We start from the raw sequence: 16,297 nt of genomic DNA on the forward strand, positions 1-16,297 counted from the left end.
TGCTCATTCCTTGTTGTTCGGGAGAAGGGGTAAGGCCATTTGCCAGCGACTATAGCCGGGGCGCCATAGTCGCTTAAAGATTAAAAAGAACTTTGCTTATTCCACTTTCTTGAAAAGATTACTGCCGCAGCGCGAGCAGAACGCCGCATTGGGCTCGTGGCTGTTTTTCTTGCACACGGGGCAGTCGGTTTGCAGCTGTTCACCGCGCATGGCACTGGCCAGCTCCGCGGTAAAAATGCCCGTGGGCACTGCGATGATCGAGTAACCGGTGATCATCACCAGTGACGAAATCACTTGGCCCAGCGGCGTCTTCGGAACGATATCGCCAAAGCCCACGGTGGTCAGCGTGACGATGGCCCAATAGATGCCTTTTGGAATGCTGGTAAACCCGTGTTCCGGGCCTTCGATCACGTACATCAAGGTGCCGAACACCGTCACCAAGGTGCATACGCTCACCAGGAACACCACGATCTTCTGCTTGCTGCCGCGCAACGCCGCCATCAGGTAGTTGGCTTGCTTGAGGTACGGGCTGAGCTTGAGCACGCGGAAAATCCGCAGCATGCGGATGATGCGGATGATCAGCAGGTACTGCGCATCGCTGTAATACAGCGCAAGGATGCCGGGCACGATGGCGAGCAAATCCACCAGCCCGTAAAAACTGAAGGCATAGCGCAACGGCTTGGGCGAGCAGTACAGGCGCAGCCCGTACTCGATCAGGAAGATGACGGTGAAGCCCCACTCGATATACGCCAGCACATTGGCGTAGTTCTGGTGGATCTGGTCGATGCTGTCGAGCATCACGATCACCAGGCTGGCGAGGATGATCAGCAACAAGATGCCGTCAAAGCGCCGCCCGGCGACGGTGTCGCTCTGAAAAACCATGACGTAGAGCCGCTGGCGCCAGTCGTTGTTGCTGTCCATAAGTCCCGCCCGAATCGAAGATCGAGCAAGCCTAGGGGGATTCGAAGGGGCTGTCCATGCGCGGTTTCTGCACGATTCGGCGACCGGCGCGTACCAGCCAGCAGGCGAGGATAAACGGCGCGGTGAGCGCGGGCAGGTGCAGGGCGGCAAAGCCCGGTGTCAGAAGGATCGCCAGCAGGATGCCGAGCAGCGGCAGCCAGGCTTGGCGACGCGCTTGGCTCATGGCCAGGGCCGCGAGGGCCGGGTTGTAGCTGTGCAGGCCGAGGAGGGCGCCGGTGCTGTCCTCCAGCATGACGCCGATCAGCACGCCGGCGCTGGCGCCGATCAAGGCCCAGATGGCCGCGCGTCGGTTGGCGAGCCACAGGCCAAGTGCAATCAAGGCGCCGGCCACGGGCTGATCCAGCAGCATGATTTGCGCCAGTCCAGTGAAGGGCGCGCTGAACCAAACCAGGGCGTCCGGCGCGCCCAGGGCGAAGGTGTTTGGCGCCGCAGTGCCCAGCAGCAGCCAACCCAGCATGACAAACGGCGCGGTGTAGGCAGGCAAGTCATCCGGTTGCGTCGCGTGCTTGAGCCATTGCCGCGTGAGAATCGCACTCAAGCCGCCACACGCCAGGATCAGCGGCGGCAACAAGGCAGACCACGCGAAATGCTCGCTGATCAACAAGCCCAGCAACACGCCGTTGTAGCTATATAAGCCAGCTTGGCGTTCAGCTTTGGGATAACCCCGGCGCTGGGCCGTGAGCAACCCGGCCACGCCACCCAGCAGTGCACCGCCGAGCAAGGCCGGAGCGCCGATCAGGATGGCCAGTAGGCACAGCAAGCCGCACAGCGGCTGGCGTTGTAGGAAGATTTGGCTGAAGCCGTTGAGCAGCGCTTCGGCCCAGTCGGGGCAGGTCTGGTTGTGCATGATGGGGATTCAGTGAGACCGAGTTGTCCCCATCGAGGGCAAGCCCCCTCCCACACTTGATTGGGTTCACACCGTTAGATGTGTGAATGCAGTCCAATGTGGGAGGGGGCTTGCCCCCGATGGGGCCTCTACAGGCGCTAGATCAGCGTCTCTATACGCAAAGAGTTGGTCGACCCCGGCTGCCCGAACGGCACCCCCGCCGTAATCACCAACGTATCCCCGCGCTGCGCCATGCCCTGAGCCTGGGCAATCTCCAGTGCCGTGGAACACACCTCATCCACCTGGCGCAGCCGATCATTGACCACCGAGTGCACGCCCCACGCCACGCTCAGCCGTCGCGCCGTGGACAGGTTCGGCGTGAGGTTAAGAATCGGCGCCACGGGCCGTTCCCGTGCAGCGCGCAGGCTGGAGCTGCCGGATTCGCTGTAGTTCACCAGCACCGCCACCGGCAGGATGCTGCTGATACGACGGATCGCGCAGCTGATGGCGTCCGACACGGTGGCATCGGCTTTGGGCCGGCTGACGTCCAGTTGCGCCTGGTAATCCGGACCGTTTTCCACTTGGCGGATGATCTTGCTCATCATCTGCACGGCTTCCAGCGGGTACTCACCCGATGCGGTTTCTGCCGACAGCATCACCGCATCCGCGCCCTCGGCCACGGCGTTGGCCACATCGGTGACTTCGGCACGGGTGGGCGCCGGTGAGAAACGCATGGATTCGAGCATCTGCGTGGCGACCACCACCGGTTTACCCAACTGACGGCAGGTGCTGATGATGTCCTTCTGGATCTGCGGCACGCTCTCGGCCGGTACTTCCACACCCAGGTCGCCTCTGGCCACCATGATCGCGTCGCTCAGTTCGGCGATTTCCCGCAGGCGCTGGACGGCCGACGGCTTCTCGATCTTGGCCATCAGGAAGGCTTTGTCACCGATCAGCTCGCGGGCTTCGCGGATGTCTTCCGGGCGTTGCACGAACGACAACGCCACCCAGTCCACGCCCAGCTCCAGGCCGAAGCTCAGGTCGCGGCGGTCCTTGGCGGTCAGAGGGCTCAGTTCCAACAGCGCTTGTGGCACGTTCACGCCCTTGCGGTCGGAAAGCTCACCGCCATTGAGCACGGTGGTATCAATGGCATCGGTGTGCTTGGTGATCACCCGCAGGCGCAGCTTGCCGTCGTCCAGTAGCAGGTCCATGCCCGGCTCCAGCGCTGCAATGATTTCCGGGTGGGGCAGGTTGACCCGGCGTTGGTCGCCCGGGGTCTCATCCAGGTCCAGGCGCAGGGCCTGGCCGCGCACCAATTGCACCTTGCCTTCGGCGAAACGCCCGACTCGCAGCTTCGGCCCTTGCAGGTCCATCAGGATGCCCAGCGGGTAGTTGAGCTGGCGCTCCACCTGGCGAATCCATTGGTAGCGCTGGGCGTGATCGGCGTGGTCACCGTGGCTGAAGTTGAGGCGGAAGATATTCACCCCGGCTTCTACCAGTTCGAGGATGTCATCGATCCCGTCGGTGGCCGGGCCCAGGGTGGCGAGGATCTTGACCTTCTTGTCAGGCGTCATGTGCAGTGCTCTCAAGGATCAGGATGGCGCGGAAGTCGTTGACGTTGGTGCGGGTTGGCTCGGTGACGATCAAGTCGTCGAGCGCCGCGAAATAGCCGTAGCCGTTGTTGTTATCCAACTCATCGCTGGCGCTCAGGCCCAAGGCTTCGGCGCGGCGGTAGCTGCAGGGCGTCATGATTGCGCCGGCGTTGTCTTCCGAACCGTCGATGCCGTCGGTGTCGCCCGCCAGTGCGTACACGCCGGGCAGGCCTTTGAGGCTGTCGGTCAGGCTCAGCAGAAATTCCGCATTGCGCCCGCCCCGGCCATTGCCGCGCACTGTGACGGTGGTTTCACCGCCGGACAGGATCACGCACGGCGCTGCCAACGGTTGGCCGTGCTGCACGATCTGCCGGGCAATGCCCGCATGCACTTTGGCCACGTCCCGCGCTTCACCTTCCAGATCGCCGAGGATCAGCGGGCTGAAACCGGCCTGGCGTACTTTTACGGCCACGGCTTCCAGGGATTGCTGGGGGCGGGCGATCAATTGGAAGTGGCTGCGGGCGAGGATCGGATCGCCGGGTTTGACGGTTTCCGAGGCCGGGTTTTGCAGCCAGCTGCGCACGGAGGCGGGTGCGTCGATCCCGTAACGCTTGAGAATCGCCAGGGCTTGTTGCGAGGTGCTCGGGTCGCCGACGGTAGGGCCGGAGGCAATCACCGTGGCTTGGTCGCCCGGCACGTCGGAGATGGCGTAGGTGTACACCGTTGCCGGCCATGCGGCCTTGGCCAACCGACCGCCCTTGATTGCCGAGAGGTGCTTGCGCACGCAGTTCATCTCGCCAATGGTCGCGCCGGATTTAAGCAACGCCTTATTGATGGTTTGTTTGTCCGCCAGGGTGATGCCTTCGGCGGGCAGGGCCAGCAATGCAGAGCCGCCGCCGGAGAGCAGGAAGATCACGCGGTCGTCTTCGCCGAGGTTGCTGATCAACTCCAGCACGCGCTTGGCCACGGCCAGGCCGGCAGCATCGGGGACGGGGTGGGCGGCTTCAACCACTTCGATTTTTTTGCACGGTGCGCCATGGCCGTAGCGGGTGACCACCAGACCAGTGACCTCGCCGTGCCAGCAGTTTTCGACGACGAGTGCCATGGCGGCGGCGGCCTTGCCGGCGCCGATCACGATCACGCGGCCGGTGCGGTCGGCGGGCAGAAAGGGTTCAAGGACTTGCCGGGGGTGGGCGGCGTCGATGGCTGTGGCAAACAGCTCGCGAAGCAGGTGTTGCGGATCGACCGACATAAGCGGGCTCCCGGGGATTTTTGTTATTAGAGGTGCAGCAATTTCAGATTTGGAATGCGATCAAGTGTGGGAGGGGGCTTGCCCCCGATAGCGGTGTGTCAGACGTAGATGATTGGGCTGAAACACTGTCCTCAGGGGCAAGCCCCCTCCCACATTCAAGGTGTTTCCACTGGCGGGTTACTTATCGCGAATCGAGAAATTCGCCATATGCTCCAGCCCCTTGATCAGCGCCGAGTGATCCCAGTTGCCGCCACCAATTGCCGTGCACGTACTGAACACCTGCTGGGTACCGGCAGTGTTCGGCAGGTTGATCCCCAACTCCTTGGCTCCGGCCAGGGCCAGGTTCAGGTCTTTCTGGTGCAGGTTGATGCGGAAGCCAGGATCGAAGGTGCCCTTGATCATGCGTTCGCCGTGCACTTCCAGAATCTTCGACGAGGCAAATCCACCCATCAGTGCTTCACGCACCTTGGCCGGGTCGGCGCCGTTTTTCGAGGCAAACAGCAGCGCTTCGGCCACCGCCTGGATGTTCAGCGCAACGATGATCTGATTGGCCACTTTGGCCGTCTGGCCATCGCCATTGCCGCCGACCAGCGTGATGTTCTTGCCCATGCTCTGGAACAGCGGCAGGGCACGTTCGAAGGTCTGGGGCTCGCCGCCGACCATGATGCTCAGGGTGCCGGCCTTGGCGCCGACCTCACCGCCGGACACCGGTGCATCGAGGTACTGTGCACCGGTCTCGTTGATTTTCGCTGCGAATGCCTTGGTGGCAGTGGGCGAGATCGAACTCATGTCGATCACAACCTTGTTCGGCGACAAGCCAGCGGCGACGCCGTCGGCGCGGAACAGCACGTCATCGACCTGCGGGGTGTCGGGCACCATGACGATGATGAATTCGGCTTCCTGGGCGACTTGCTGCGGATTGGCCAGGGCCACTGCGCCGGCGTTGATCAGCTCGGCCGGCGCCTTGCCGTGGTGCTCGGAAAGAAACAGTTGGTGACCTGCTTTCTGCAGGTTCGCGGCCATGGGTTGGCCCATGATGCCGGTGCCGATAAATCCGATTTTAGCCATGGTGAAATCCTCTTCTTATGTGGGAGGGGGCTTGCCCCCGATGGCGGTGTGTCAGGCAAAACATTGCTGACTGACCCGCCGCTATCGGGGGCAAGCCCCCTCCCACAGGGTTTTGTGTGGTGTCTGTCAGATGGCGTTATGGGTTTTAAGCCAACCCAGGCCCGCTTCGGTGGTGGTCAACGGCTTGTACTCACAGCCGACCCAACCCGAGTAGCCAATCCGATCCAGATGCTCGAACAGGAAGCGATAGTTGATCTCGCCCGTGCCCGGCTCATTGCGCCCAGGGTTGTCCGCCAGCTGGATGTGGTTGATCTCATCCAGGTGCGTGGCCATGGTCCGGGCAAGGTCGCCTTCCATGATTTGCATGTGGTAGATGTCGTACTGCAGGAACAGGTTGGCACTGCCCACCTGCTCGCGGATCGACAGGGCTTGCGCTGTGGTGTTCAGGTAGAAGCCGGGGATGTCGCGGGTATTGATCATCTCCATCACCAGCTTGATGCCCGCTGCTTGCAGCTTGTCGGCGGCGTACTTGAGGTTGGCGACGAAGGTTTTTTCCAGGATGTCGTCGTCAACGCCTTGTGGCCGAATGCCCGCCAGGCAGTTGATCTGGGTATTGCCCAGCACTTGGGCGTAAGCGATGGCCAGCTTGACCCCGGCGCGGAATTCCTCGACCCGGTCCGGGTGGCACGCCAGGCCGCGTTCGCCTTTGGCCCAGTCACCGGCTGGCAGGTTGAACAGCACCTGGGTCAGGCCGTTGGCGTCGAGGTGTGCCTTGATGTCAGCCGAGCTGAATTCATACGGGAACAGGTACTCGACACCTTCGAAACCGGCATCGGCGGCCGCTTTGAAACGGGCAAGGAAATCCTGTTCGGTAAACAGCATGGACAGGTTGGCGGCGAAACGCGGCATAAGGTTCTCCTTAATCGAGCAGGGAAATGGCAGTCGGTGCATCGTTGCCGACCAGGGCCAAGTCTTCGAATTCGTTGACGGCGTTGATCTCGGTGCCCATGGAAATATTGGTCACGCGCTCCAGAATGATTTCGACGATCACTGGCACCTTGAACTCTTCGATCATCTCCTGGGCCTTGCGCAGTGCCGGCTGGATCTGGCCTGGCTCGAATACACGCAGGGCCTTGCAACCCAGGCCTTCGGCGACGGCGACGTGGTCCACGCCATATCCATTGAGTTCCGGGGCGTTGAGGTTGTCGAAAGACAGCTGCACGCAGTAGTCCATTTCAAAGCCACGTTGTGCCTGACGGATCAAACCCAGGTAGGAATTGTTCACCACTACATGGATGTACGGCAGCTTGAACTGCGCGCCCACGGCCAGTTCTTCGATCATGAACTGGAAGTCATAGTCGCCGGATAACGCCACCACCTTGCGGCTCGGGTCGGCCTTGACCACGCCGAGTGCGGCGGGAATGGTCCAGCCCAGCGGGCCAGCCTGGCCGCAGTTGATCCAGTGGCGTGGCTTGTAGACGTGCAGGAACTGCGCGCCGGCAATCTGCGACAGGCCGATGGTGCTGACGTAGCAGGTGTCTTTGCCAAACACCTGGTTCATCTCTTCGTACACGCGCTGCGGCTTGACCGGCACGTTGTCGAAGTGAGTCTTGCGGTGCAGGGTGGCTTTGCGCTGCTGGCAGTCATGCAGCCAGGCACTGCGGTCCTTGAGCTTACCGGCGGCTTTCCACTCGCGGGCCACTTCGATAAACATTGTCAGCGCCGCACCGGCGTCGGAAACGATACCCAGGTCCGGGGTGAAAACACGACCAATCTGGGTCGGCTCAATATCGACGTGGATGAACTTGCGGCCCTCGGTGTAGACCTCTACCGAACCGGTGTGGCGGTTGGCCCAGCGGTTGCCGATGCCCAGCACCACGTCCGACTTGAGCATGGTCGCGTTGCCATAACGGTGGGAGGTTTGCAGGCCGACCATACCCACCATCAGCGGGTGATCATCGGCGATGGTGCCCCAGCCCATCAGGGTCGGAATCACCGGGATACCGGTGAGTTCAGCGAATTCCACCAGCAGCTCGCTGGCATCGGCGTTGATCACGCCCCCCCCGCTGACCAGCAACGGACGTTCGGCCGCGTCGAGCAGGGCCAGGGCTTTTTCGACCTGGATGCGTGTCGCCAGTGGTTTGGCCAGGGGCAGTGGCTGATAGGCGTCGATGTCGAATTCGATTTCGGCCATCTGCACGTCGAACGGCAGGTCGATCAGCACTGGGCCTGGTCGGCCGGAGCGCATTTCATAGAAAGCTTTCTGGAACGCGTAGGGCACCTGACCCGGTTCCAGGACGGTGGTCGCCCACTTGGTCACCGGCTTGACGATGCTGGTGATGTCCACGGCCTGGAAGTCTTCCTTGTGCATCCGTGCACGAGGGGCTTGGCCGGTGATGCACAGGATCGGGATCGAGTCGGCCGAGGCGCTGTAGAGGCCGGTGACCATGTCGGTGCCCGCCGGGCCCGAGGTGCCGATACACACGCCGATATTCCCGGCCTTGGTGCGGGTGTAACCCTCGGCCATGTGCGAGGCGCCTTCAACGTGGCGAGCAAGGACGTGATCGATGCCACCCACCTTCTGCAAGGCTGAGTACAGCGGGTTGATCGCGGCGCCTGGGATGCCGAAGGCGGTGTCCACGCCTTCACGGCGCATGACGAGGACGGCGGCTTCGATTGCTCTCATTTTGCTCATGTTTTGGTGCCTCTTGCGTTTTGTAATTGTATACAAGTGGTGTCTGTTCAAAGTGTATTCACGGCGGGATGCGCAGGTCAATCCATTTTATTGATTGGTCTTTGCGTTCGTCGGAACGGCTTTTTTCGACGTATGGAGCCTTTGTGCGAAAATATTGTATACAAAAACAAATGTCATTGTGTTCTATTTGTTTGATCGAGCATCTGATCAAACAGACCTCCACCGCTTTCCCAATAACAAAAGAAGGACGGCACCATGAGCGCTTTAACCTTGAAGATTGCCACCCAACTGGCCAGCCAGGCCCTCACCGCAGGCCGCACGATTTCAGCGGCACCGCTGACCATCGCGGTCCTCGACAGCGGCGGCCATTTGATCACCCTGCAGCGCGAAGACGGCGCCAGCCTGCTGCGCCCGCAAATCGCCATCGGCAAGGCCTGGGGGGCGATTGCGTTGGGCAAGGGCTCGCGCTTGCTGGCACTGGATGCGCAGCAACGACCGGCGTTTATTGCGGCGTTGAATAGCCTGGGGCAGGGCAGCGTCGTGCCGGCACCGGGAGGCGTGTTGATTCGGGATCAGGATGGGGCGGTACTGGGAGCAATCGGTATCAGTGGGGATACGTCGGATATTGATGAGCAGTGTGCGATCACGGCGATCGAGGGGGTGGGGTTGTGGGCGGATGCTGGGGTGTCAGCCTAATCGTCGGTGACTGTCAGGTGTCCACCGAAGCAAGCTCCCTTCCACAATTTTGACCGCGTTCGCAGTTCAACATGTGGGAGGGGGCTTGCTCCCGATTGCCACAGGCACCTCGGTGTATCAGTCGGGTTCACAGCCCTTGAGCACCAACCGAATAATGGTCTGCGCCGCCGCTTCGTAATCCGCTTCATCGAGCTTGGCCTTGCCGGTCACCGCCGAAATCTGCCAGTCGAAATCCGCATAGGTCTGCGTCGCCGCCCAGATGCTGAACATCAGGTGATTCGGGTCGATCGCCGCAATCAACCCACGATCCACCCAGCTCTGGATGCATTGGATATTGTGCTTGGCCTGGGCGTTGAGCTGTTCGACCTGATCGCTGCTCAGGTGCGGGGCGCCGTGCATGATTTCACTGGCGAACACCTTGGAGGCAAAGGGCAGGTCGCGGGAGATGCGGATTTTCGAGCGGATGTAGTTGCTCAACACTTCTTTGGGGTCGCCGTCCGGATTGAACGGCGTGGAAGCGGCCAGGATCGGCTCGATAATGCTTTCGAGTACCTCGCGGTAGAGGTTGTCCTTGGACTTGAAGTAGTAATAGACGTTGGGCTTGGGCAGGCCGGCCTTGGCGGCAATGTCGCTGGTTTTGGTCGCGGCGAAGCCCTTGTCGGCAAACTCCTCGCTTGCCGCCCGCAGGATTTTTTCTTTGTTGCGCTCGCGAATGGTGCTCATAAACCAGGAGTTTCCTTGCCAATACCGGCGGTTGCGCATGGTAGCACCGGCTATCCGCGGGCCTCAACAATGTGCCCGCAACGCCTTGCGCCGCGTTATGCTCGCGCCATCCCCCCTTATGGAAGTGCGATTCATGGCAGGAAGCAGCTTGTTGGTGTTGATCGATGACATCGCCGCGGTACTCGATGACGTTGCCTTGATGACAAAAATGGCCGCGAAGAAGACCTCCGGCGTGCTGGGTGACGACCTGGCGCTCAACGCCCAGCAGGTTTCCGGTGTGCGCGCCGAGCGTGAAATTCCCGTGGTGTGGGCGGTGGCCAAGGGCTCGTTCGTCAATAAACTGATCCTGGTGCCCACCGCACTGTTGATCAGCGCCTTTGCGCCGTGGGCGGTGACGCCGCTGTTGATGCTCGGCGGCGCCTACCTGTGTTTTGAAGGCTTCGAGAAAGTCGCGCACAAATTCCTTCACAGCAAAGCTGAAGACCAGGCCGAGCATGCGCAGTTGGCCGACGCCGTAGCAGACCCGGCGACCGACCTGGTGGCGTTCGAAAAAGACAAGATCAAAGGCGCGATCCGCACCGACTTCATTCTCTCCGCCGAAATCATCGCCATTACCCTCGGTATTGTGGCCGACGCGCAGTTGACCCAGCAGGTGATCGTGCTGTCGGGCATCGCCATTGTCATGACCATCGGCGTCTATGGGCTGGTGGCCGGTATCGTCAAGCTGGACGACTTGGGTCTGTGGCTCACCCAGAAGCCCGGTCAGGTAGCGCGCAGCATCGGTGGTGGGATCCTGAGTGCGGCGCCATACATGATGAAAAGCCTGTCGGTGATCGGCACGGCTGCGATGTTTATGGTCGGTGGCGGCATCCTCACCCACGGCGTACCGGTGGTGCATCACTGGATTGAATCGGTGAGTCAGAGCGCCGGCGCAATCGCTTGGTTGATGCCGACCTTGCTGAATGCGGTGGCGGGGATTATCGCCGGTGCGCTGGTATTGATGATGGTGTCGCTGGTTCGCAAGGTATGGCAGCGCACTAAACGTCAGGCGTGAAGTTCGCAGTCACGCATCTGTGTTCAGGGCGCTATAAGGGCGTTCGGTCTGATCGTGGTGCCGCTTATCTCGGACCGGGTTGCAGCCCTGGATAGCCTTCTTCCGTGAAGCGTACAAGCATGCTCGCTTCGGAGTTCCAAAGGTGCATCTTGCCGTTGTTCGGAGTTGAAGCGTTGTGCGCTGATGGACTCTTAAAGCCAGTGTCTATGCGGTCGTTGTTGGGCGTCGAAAAGGCATGTGGAGTGCTATCAATGTATTTAAGTACCCGAAGAGCATTGGCTGCGATGTTCGCGCGGTCGTAGGGCGTGAGTTTATGCAACTCATGCTGGGGAACGCCGCCGACTTTGAGGAAAAATGCTTGGAGTTGAGTTTTAGTGAGCACAGAAGGCTTGGTGCTAGTGCCGAAAACCGAAGCAAAAAGCGGATCTTCGTAGAAGTCGTGATGGCTACGATAGTCACCCTCGTCCCGGCCGGTATTTTGGGTCGGCGGCGCGTGCTTTACTTCGTTCTGATGTGTGGAGGTAGTCGTCAGAACCTTGTCCACGTTTGAGTGTGTTACTGAAGCGCTGGATAACAGCATCTGTGTCGGCCTTTAAAATAAAGCGTCTGATGGGATGTTCTTTGGTTGGGGGCGTCTGCTGCTTCAGGCGTTAACTGAACCTGAGAGGCACACTCTTAGTATTGAGTTTTTCCCCAGGGATAGTTCCCGGGCAAAGTGTGCGTGCTCTGTGGGAGGTTGCTTGAGTCTGTTGTGCGAAAAAAAAGGCCATCCAGATTGCCTGGATGGCCTTTTAATTAAGCTAGAGGTGATTACTCGGCAATCTGCAACTTGCGCGATTCCGTGTAGATATACCGCACCTTCTCATACTCGAATGGCGAGTTCATCTGGCCATAACGGAAGCTGGTCTGATAACGCTTGTCCACCGCGCGCAGGGCCCAGATTTCCGGGTGGTTGGAGCTGACTTCCGAGACGTTCAGGAAGTTGATCTGCGATTCCGCGGTGTAGTCCACCAGCAAGCCGCCGGTGTCGCGCAAGTTCGATGGGCCGAAGATCGGCAGTACCAAATACGCCCCGCCGGGGACGCCGTAGAAGCCCAGGGTCTGGCCGAAGTCTTCGCTCTGGCGCGGTAGGCCCATGGCGGTGGCCGGGTCCCACAGGCCGGCGATGCCGACGGTGGTGTTGAGCAGCAGGCGGCCAGTGGTCTCCAGGGAGCGGTGCCCCTTGAGTTGGAGCAAGCTGTTCAACAGGTTGGGCACGTCGCCCAGGTTGTTGAAGAAGTTGCTCACGCCGGTGCGCAGGAAGCTCGGGGTCACGTATTTGTAGCCGTCGACCACGGGCAGGAACACCCATTGGTCGAAGCGGTAGTTGAAGTGGTACACGCGACGGTTCCACGATTCGAGCGGGTCATACACGTTGAGGGCGTTGACGGACGAGCGTTCAAACTCGCGCTGGTCCAGACCCGGGTTGAATTTAAGTTTGCTTAACGGCTCTTTGAAACCGTCGGAATCCACCACGACCGGCGCGTGAGCCTTGCTGTTGTCGGCATTGGCTACGCCCGCGCACATCAGGGCGGCGAGCAGCAGAAGATATTTAGCCACGGAAGAACTCCAGCATGGCGTCGGCGTTGACGCGGTAATTGAGGTTGCCGCAGTGGCCGCCCAGTGGGTAGACGGTCAAGCGATCGCCGAAGGTTTTACGCAGGAAACCAAGGTCGCCCGGGCCGAGGATTACGTCGTCGGCGTTGTGCATGACGGCGATTTTCGGGCTGGCGTGCAGGTAGTCCTTGAGGGCGTACAGGCTGACCTGGTCAACCAGTTGCAACAGGCTGCCGCCATCGGAACGGGCGCGCCACATCGGGATTACCTGTTCGGTGAGGTAGCAGTCGAAATCGCATTGCAGTGCACGCTTGAGGAACGGCGTGAGGCTGGTGCCTTCGGTAATCGGGTACTTCGGTGGGATGATCAGGCCGCGGCGGTTGATCAGGTCCGAGGTAAAGGCAATGTCGGCCGCCGAAAAGCGGAACGACGTGCCAATCAGCATGGCCATCTGTTCGTTGGTCAAGTGCTGCTTGGATTGCTGGAAGTCGTAGAGCAGGGCGTCGTTGAGGTCGATATAGCCCTTTTGCTGGAAGTAGCGAGTCAGCTTGTTCAGCACCAGTTCATAGAAGGTGGTGGTGTTGTTGATGCCCTTGACCTCGGTCTGTACCAGCTTGTCGAGGTTAGTGATCGAGGTATAGAGGTTGACCGGCGGGTTGAGCAACAGCACTTTCTTGAAGTTAAAGCTGCGGCGGGTCTCGTCCAGTTTGCTGACAAACGCCGCATCCAGTGCGCCGAGGCTGTAGCCGGTGAGGTAGAAGTCGGTCACTGGCAGCGAGGCGTTTTGCGCACGCACGGCTTGCATCACGCGGTACATGTCTTCGGCGTCTTCCTGGGTGATCCCAGGGGTGGCGAAGCGCGAGGCGGCACTGATGAAGTCAAAGCTGGTGGGCGACGACAGTTGCACTACGTGATAGCCGGCTTGGTAATACAGTTTTTTCAGGTATTCGTTGATGCTGCTATCGAACCGCGCACCGGTGCCCGCGATCAGGAAGATCAGCGGCGCGGCGCGGTCTTGCTTGGCGATGCGGTAGGTGAGCTTCTTCACCGCCCAGAAGTTGTCCGGCAGGCTGAACTCGCGCTCTGGGCGCATGTTCAGGGTGTAGTCGGACTGGTTGATTTCGCTATCACTCGGCAATGTGGGCCGAAGGTCAGGCGGAGTGGTGGCGATGGTCGCTTCGAACGGGTTGGTCAAAGGGTAGCCATAGCTGGCTTGGTCGATATCGACCGCCAGTGCTGACGCACTCAAAAAAAGGCTGCCCAGTAAGGCAGCACAGCGCAAGGAACGGAGCATGACTTAATCCCTAAGAGGAAACGTGCTTAATGAAGTTCGCAGGCTATGACCACCGCGTTGCCACCGAAGTGCCAGCTCTCGGCACGAAAAGTCGGAAAATAACGTCGGAATCGGGGTAATAGTAGCGAGACGATACACTTTGCCATGCATTAGTGAACACTAATTGTGTGTATGCACCTTGCTAACGACCGCTGGCGCATTAAGCTGAGCGCCGTTTTTGCCTATCGGAGTGCTCCATGTCCCGCCGCTTGCCCTTGATTCTGCTGCTTATTGCCCTGCCGTTATGGCTGGCTGCCAGTTATGGCGCACGTTACGGCTTTATGGAAGATGGCCAGTGGGTCGGCATCTGTGCCGACGAGGCCAGCCGCTGGGAATGCCAGGTGCGTTCGAACCTGGGCTTGATGATTCACTTTAAGGTGCTGGGCTGGGCCGCACTGGTGACCTCGGTGCTGGCGTTTTTCGTGCCGGGTCGCGTGGGCTGGGGATTGGCAGTGCTGGGGCTGGTGTTCGGGTTCCCGGCCCTGGCGTTGTACAACACCACGTTTGCGGTGTTTGCACTGGTGATTGCGGGGTTGCGGTTGGTCAGGCAGCCGCGGGGCGCCTGATAAGGCCAATCGAGGGCAAACCCCCTCCCACCTTTGGAATGCGTTCTCATGTGGGAGGGGGCTTGCCCCCGATAGCGGTCTTAAGCCTTACGCATCCGCAAGCACCGCCACAAAGCCACAACCATCAACCCACTGACCACCGCCCAACCCCACGCCTGCTGGTTCAGCAAGCCTTCACGGTATAGTTGCGGCGCAATGCCGGCGCCGATGATAAAGGTCAAGAGTGCAATCTCCCGGCGTGGCCCGGTCACCGGACGAACCAGATACACCAACGCCGGCAGTAGCAGCGCCGCACTCGGGAAACTGCGGTAGCGTGGGTCAAACACCAGTGCCAGCATCATCACCGCACCGGCAAAGCCGGCGATTGCCACCAGCCAGCCCGCACGCTGTTCCAGCCAATTGAAGGCCCGCTCGCGCCAACCTTCCCGAGTGCTCAATGCCAGTGCTGCATGAGCCAATACCAGCAAGTTGAGCGTCATCAACAACGCCGCCCACACCCACTCATCATTAAATCGCGCAGTCACGCGGGTCAGTTCGGCCCAGGTTCCGATAGAGCAGGCCGCCACTGCGCCGAGCAGCGGCAGGGCCATGGCGGCGCGAGTGCTGCGAACGCGACCACCGAGCACCAACGTCCCGAGCAGGATGACACCACCCACCCCCAACCACAGCGGCCAGTACGGCACGTTAGTCACCGGCCCGGCGAGGATGCCCTTTTCCTGGCGATCAGCATCGAACAAGCCCCAGTAGCCGCCTACCGCACCTTCGCTGGCACGTTTCCACGGCTGGTCAAACGCTTCGATCAGGTTGTAGCGCCAGCCATTGGCTTCGGCCATCGCCACAAAACCACGCATGAACTTGGCTTCATTGACTCGGCTCGGCACGGCTGTTTCACGCTGGCGACCCTCGCTGGGCCAGCCGGTTTCGCCGATCAGCACGTCCTTGGGCGCGAACTTGTTGCCGAAGGTCTGACGCACATCGCCCACGTGCTTGAGGGCCTCGTCGATGCTCGAAGGATCATCTTCCCAATAGGGCAGTAGGTGAATGGTCAGGAAATCCACCGCCGGGGCGATTTCCGGGTGTTGCAGCCAGAACTCCCAGACATCGGCGTAAGTCACCGGTTGTTTGATCTGGCTTTTGACTGTCTGGATCAGCTTCACCAACTGCGCGGCGGTGACTTCCTTGCGCAACAGCGCTTCGTTGCCGACGATCACCGAGGTCACCACGTCCGGGTTGGCGTTTGCCGCTGCGATCAACTCGTCGATTTCTTTTTCGGTGGCCACCGGATCACTGCTGACCCAAGCGCCGGCCATCACCTTGAGGCCATGTTTGCGCGCCATGCCTGGCAGGGCTTCCAGGCCGGTCATGGAGTAAGTGCGGATGCATTCGAATCGGGTGGCCAGTAGGGCCAGGTCGGCGTCCATCCGCTCGGGGCGTAGTTTGAACGGCTGGTCGAACGGGGATTGGTCTTTGTCGAACGGCGTGTAGGACGCGCATTGCAGTTTATGGCTGGCACTGGCGACATCCGGCAACACCACCGGACGGCCGAGGCCATACCAATAGCCGACCAGGGCCAGCAGGCCGAGGATCAGGGCGAAGAAATAGGGCAGGGCAGGGAAGCGGGCGGTCGCGGGCATGGTCGGCTTATCTGGGGGAGCAAAGGCGCGCATCTTACCCGGATTTGCCCTCTCCCAGTGGGGCTGCATAATTTTGACATGCAAAGTTCGGGCGGAATATTGACGCCATGTTCCAGGAAACGTCCTGCTGGCGATGTGATGTCGTTTCTTGCTTGCATAAGGTCGCTGACAGAGCAGGTCGACGGCTTCTGCGGGTTGATGATCAGGGTGTCAGTACTCAACTGATGTCGCAGCCACCGGATCGATGCGCGTGAACGGGGCGCGGTGCACTACATAACAAC

General features: G+C 60.5%; 15 protein-coding genes. 3 read left to right on the forward strand and 12 right to left on the reverse strand.

All coding sequences use genetic code 11. The features are described from left to right. Window positions 1-96: 96 nt before the first annotated feature. From G9Q84_RS14485 to gcl, 7 genes are all read right to left on the reverse strand, one after another. Window positions 97-921 carry an ion transporter gene (locus G9Q84_RS14485; RefSeq protein WP_032889122.1) on the reverse strand — a complete coding sequence of 275 codons (825 nt, stop codon included), beginning with the start codon at window positions 919-921 and terminating at the stop codon, window positions 97-99. 31 nt (window positions 922-952) lie between these two features. Further along, entirely contained in the window at window positions 953-1,828 is an 876-nt protein-coding gene (locus tag G9Q84_RS14490) for an urea transporter (protein WP_181643577.1), read from the reverse strand. A 137-nt stretch (window positions 1,829-1,965) separates the two neighbouring features. After that, a complete protein-coding gene (gene pyk / locus G9Q84_RS14495; protein ID WP_095184248.1) occupies window positions 1,966-3,381 on the reverse strand; it encodes a pyruvate kinase in 1,416 nt (471 codons plus the stop codon). Next, window positions 3,371-4,651 carry a glycerate kinase type-2 family protein gene (locus G9Q84_RS14500; protein WP_032889128.1) on the reverse strand — a complete coding sequence of 427 codons (1,281 nt, stop codon included), beginning with the start codon at window positions 4,649-4,651 and terminating at the stop codon, window positions 3,371-3,373. The genes pyk and G9Q84_RS14500 overlap by 11 nt, the downstream gene beginning before the upstream one ends. 177 nt (window positions 4,652-4,828) lie before the next feature. Then, entirely contained in the window at window positions 4,829-5,719 is an 891-nt protein-coding gene (locus tag G9Q84_RS14505) for a 2-hydroxy-3-oxopropionate reductase (RefSeq protein ID WP_032889129.1), read from the reverse strand. A 126-nt stretch (window positions 5,720-5,845) separates the two neighbouring features. Next, on the reverse strand, window positions 5,846-6,628 hold the full coding sequence (hyi, locus tag G9Q84_RS14510; RefSeq protein WP_099601479.1) for a hydroxypyruvate isomerase: 783 nt from the start codon (window positions 6,626-6,628) through the stop codon (window positions 5,846-5,848). 10 nt (window positions 6,629-6,638) lie between these two features. Continuing rightward, a complete protein-coding gene (gene gcl, locus G9Q84_RS14515; protein WP_032889133.1) occupies window positions 6,639-8,414 on the reverse strand; it encodes a glyoxylate carboligase in 1,776 nt (591 codons plus the stop codon). A gap of 255 nt (window positions 8,415-8,669) precedes the next feature. On the opposite strand from gcl, the gene G9Q84_RS14520 reads away from it, so the two are divergent. Then, window positions 8,670-9,110 (forward strand): GlcG/HbpS family heme-binding protein, encoded by a 441-nt coding sequence (locus G9Q84_RS14520; RefSeq protein WP_095184250.1) that lies wholly within the window; start codon window positions 8,670-8,672, stop codon window positions 9,108-9,110. 117 nt (window positions 9,111-9,227) lie between these two features. Here the strand turns inward: G9Q84_RS14520 and G9Q84_RS14525 are convergent, their stop codons facing one another. Then, window positions 9,228-9,833 carry a TetR/AcrR family transcriptional regulator gene (locus G9Q84_RS14525; RefSeq protein WP_032889137.1) on the reverse strand — a complete coding sequence of 202 codons (606 nt, stop codon included), beginning with the start codon at window positions 9,831-9,833 and terminating at the stop codon, window positions 9,228-9,230. Window positions 9,834-9,966: 133 nt separating this feature from the next. Here G9Q84_RS14525 and G9Q84_RS14530 point away from each other — a divergent pair, with 133 nt between their 5' ends. Further along, the gene (locus G9Q84_RS14530; protein ID WP_032889139.1) at window positions 9,967-10,887 is read left to right on the forward strand and encodes a DUF808 domain-containing protein; all 921 of its coding nucleotides are present in this window, start codon (window positions 9,967-9,969) and stop codon (window positions 10,885-10,887) included. A gap of 64 nt (window positions 10,888-10,951) precedes the next feature. On the opposite strand, the gene G9Q84_RS14535 is transcribed toward G9Q84_RS14530, so the two are convergent. The 3 genes from G9Q84_RS14535 to G9Q84_RS14545 all read right to left on the reverse strand — a co-directional run bounded on the left by G9Q84_RS14535 (window position 10,952) and on the right by G9Q84_RS14545 (window position 13,777). Beyond that, entirely contained in the window at window positions 10,952-11,467 is a 516-nt protein-coding gene (locus tag G9Q84_RS14535) for a hypothetical protein (RefSeq protein ID WP_050442854.1), read from the reverse strand. Between the two features lie 230 nt (window positions 11,468-11,697). After that, a complete protein-coding gene (locus tag G9Q84_RS14540; RefSeq protein WP_032889141.1) occupies window positions 11,698-12,486 on the reverse strand; it encodes an MlaA family lipoprotein in 789 nt (262 codons plus the stop codon). Beyond that, window positions 12,479-13,777, reverse strand: coding sequence for a serine/threonine protein kinase (locus G9Q84_RS14545; protein ID WP_032889143.1), 1,299 nt, complete (start codon window positions 13,775-13,777; stop codon window positions 12,479-12,481). Before G9Q84_RS14545 ends, G9Q84_RS14540 begins: the two co-directional genes overlap by 8 nt. 236 nt (window positions 13,778-14,013) lie before the next feature. Here G9Q84_RS14545 and G9Q84_RS14550 point away from each other — a divergent pair, with 236 nt between their 5' ends. Further along, complete coding sequence (locus G9Q84_RS14550) at window positions 14,014-14,382, forward strand: hypothetical protein (protein ID WP_032889146.1); 369 nt, start codon at window positions 14,014-14,016, stop codon at window positions 14,380-14,382. 80 nt (window positions 14,383-14,462) lie between these two features. On the opposite strand, the gene G9Q84_RS14555 is transcribed toward G9Q84_RS14550, so the two are convergent. Continuing rightward, window positions 14,463-16,016: a glycoside hydrolase family 17 protein gene (locus G9Q84_RS14555; protein ID WP_181643578.1), complete on the reverse strand. Its 1,554-nt coding sequence runs from the start codon at window positions 16,014-16,016 to the stop codon at window positions 14,463-14,465. Window positions 16,017-16,297 lie beyond the last annotated feature (281 nt).

It is taken from the genome of Pseudomonas sivasensis (assembly GCF_013778505.1).
In the GTDB taxonomy this organism is placed as follows: Bacteria; Pseudomonadota; Gammaproteobacteria; order Pseudomonadales; family Pseudomonadaceae; genus Aquipseudomonas; species Aquipseudomonas sivasensis.

What these genes read in the sequence shown, in the direction of transcription:
- G9Q84_RS14485 (WP_032889122.1), bottom strand. Translation starts at nt 921, where the DNA reads ATGGACAGCAACAACGACTGGCGCCAGCGGCTCTACGTCATGGTTTTT.
- G9Q84_RS14490 (WP_181643577.1), bottom strand. Translation starts at nt 1,828, where the DNA reads ATGCACAACCAGACCTGCCCCGACTGGGCCGAAGCGCTGCTCAACGGC.
- pyk (WP_095184248.1), bottom strand. Translation starts at nt 3,381, where the DNA reads ATGACGCCTGACAAGAAGGTCAAGATCCTCGCCACCCTGGGCCCGGCC.
- G9Q84_RS14500 (WP_032889128.1), bottom strand. Translation starts at nt 4,651, where the DNA reads ATGTCGGTCGATCCGCAACACCTGCTTCGCGAGCTGTTTGCCACAGCC.
- G9Q84_RS14505 (WP_032889129.1), bottom strand. Translation starts at nt 5,719, where the DNA reads ATGGCTAAAATCGGATTTATCGGCACCGGCATCATGGGCCAACCCATG.
- hyi (WP_099601479.1), bottom strand. Translation starts at nt 6,628, where the DNA reads ATGCCGCGTTTCGCCGCCAACCTGTCCATGCTGTTTACCGAACAGGAT.
- gcl (WP_032889133.1), bottom strand. Translation starts at nt 8,414, where the DNA reads ATGAGCAAAATGAGAGCAATCGAAGCCGCCGTCCTCGTCATGCGCCGT.
- G9Q84_RS14520 (WP_095184250.1), top strand. Translation starts at nt 8,670, where the DNA reads ATGAGCGCTTTAACCTTGAAGATTGCCACCCAACTGGCCAGCCAGGCC.
- G9Q84_RS14525 (WP_032889137.1), bottom strand. Translation starts at nt 9,833, where the DNA reads ATGAGCACCATTCGCGAGCGCAACAAAGAAAAAATCCTGCGGGCGGCA.
- G9Q84_RS14530 (WP_032889139.1), top strand. Translation starts at nt 9,967, where the DNA reads ATGGCAGGAAGCAGCTTGTTGGTGTTGATCGATGACATCGCCGCGGTA.
- G9Q84_RS14535 (WP_050442854.1), bottom strand. Translation starts at nt 11,467, where the DNA reads ATGCTGTTATCCAGCGCTTCAGTAACACACTCAAACGTGGACAAGGTT.
- G9Q84_RS14545 (WP_032889143.1), bottom strand. Translation starts at nt 13,777, where the DNA reads ATGCTCCGTTCCTTGCGCTGTGCTGCCTTACTGGGCAGCCTTTTTTTG.
- G9Q84_RS14550 (WP_032889146.1), top strand. Translation starts at nt 14,014, where the DNA reads ATGTCCCGCCGCTTGCCCTTGATTCTGCTGCTTATTGCCCTGCCGTTA.
- G9Q84_RS14555 (WP_181643578.1), bottom strand. Translation starts at nt 16,016, where the DNA reads ATGCCCGCGACCGCCCGCTTCCCTGCCCTGCCCTATTTCTTCGCCCTG.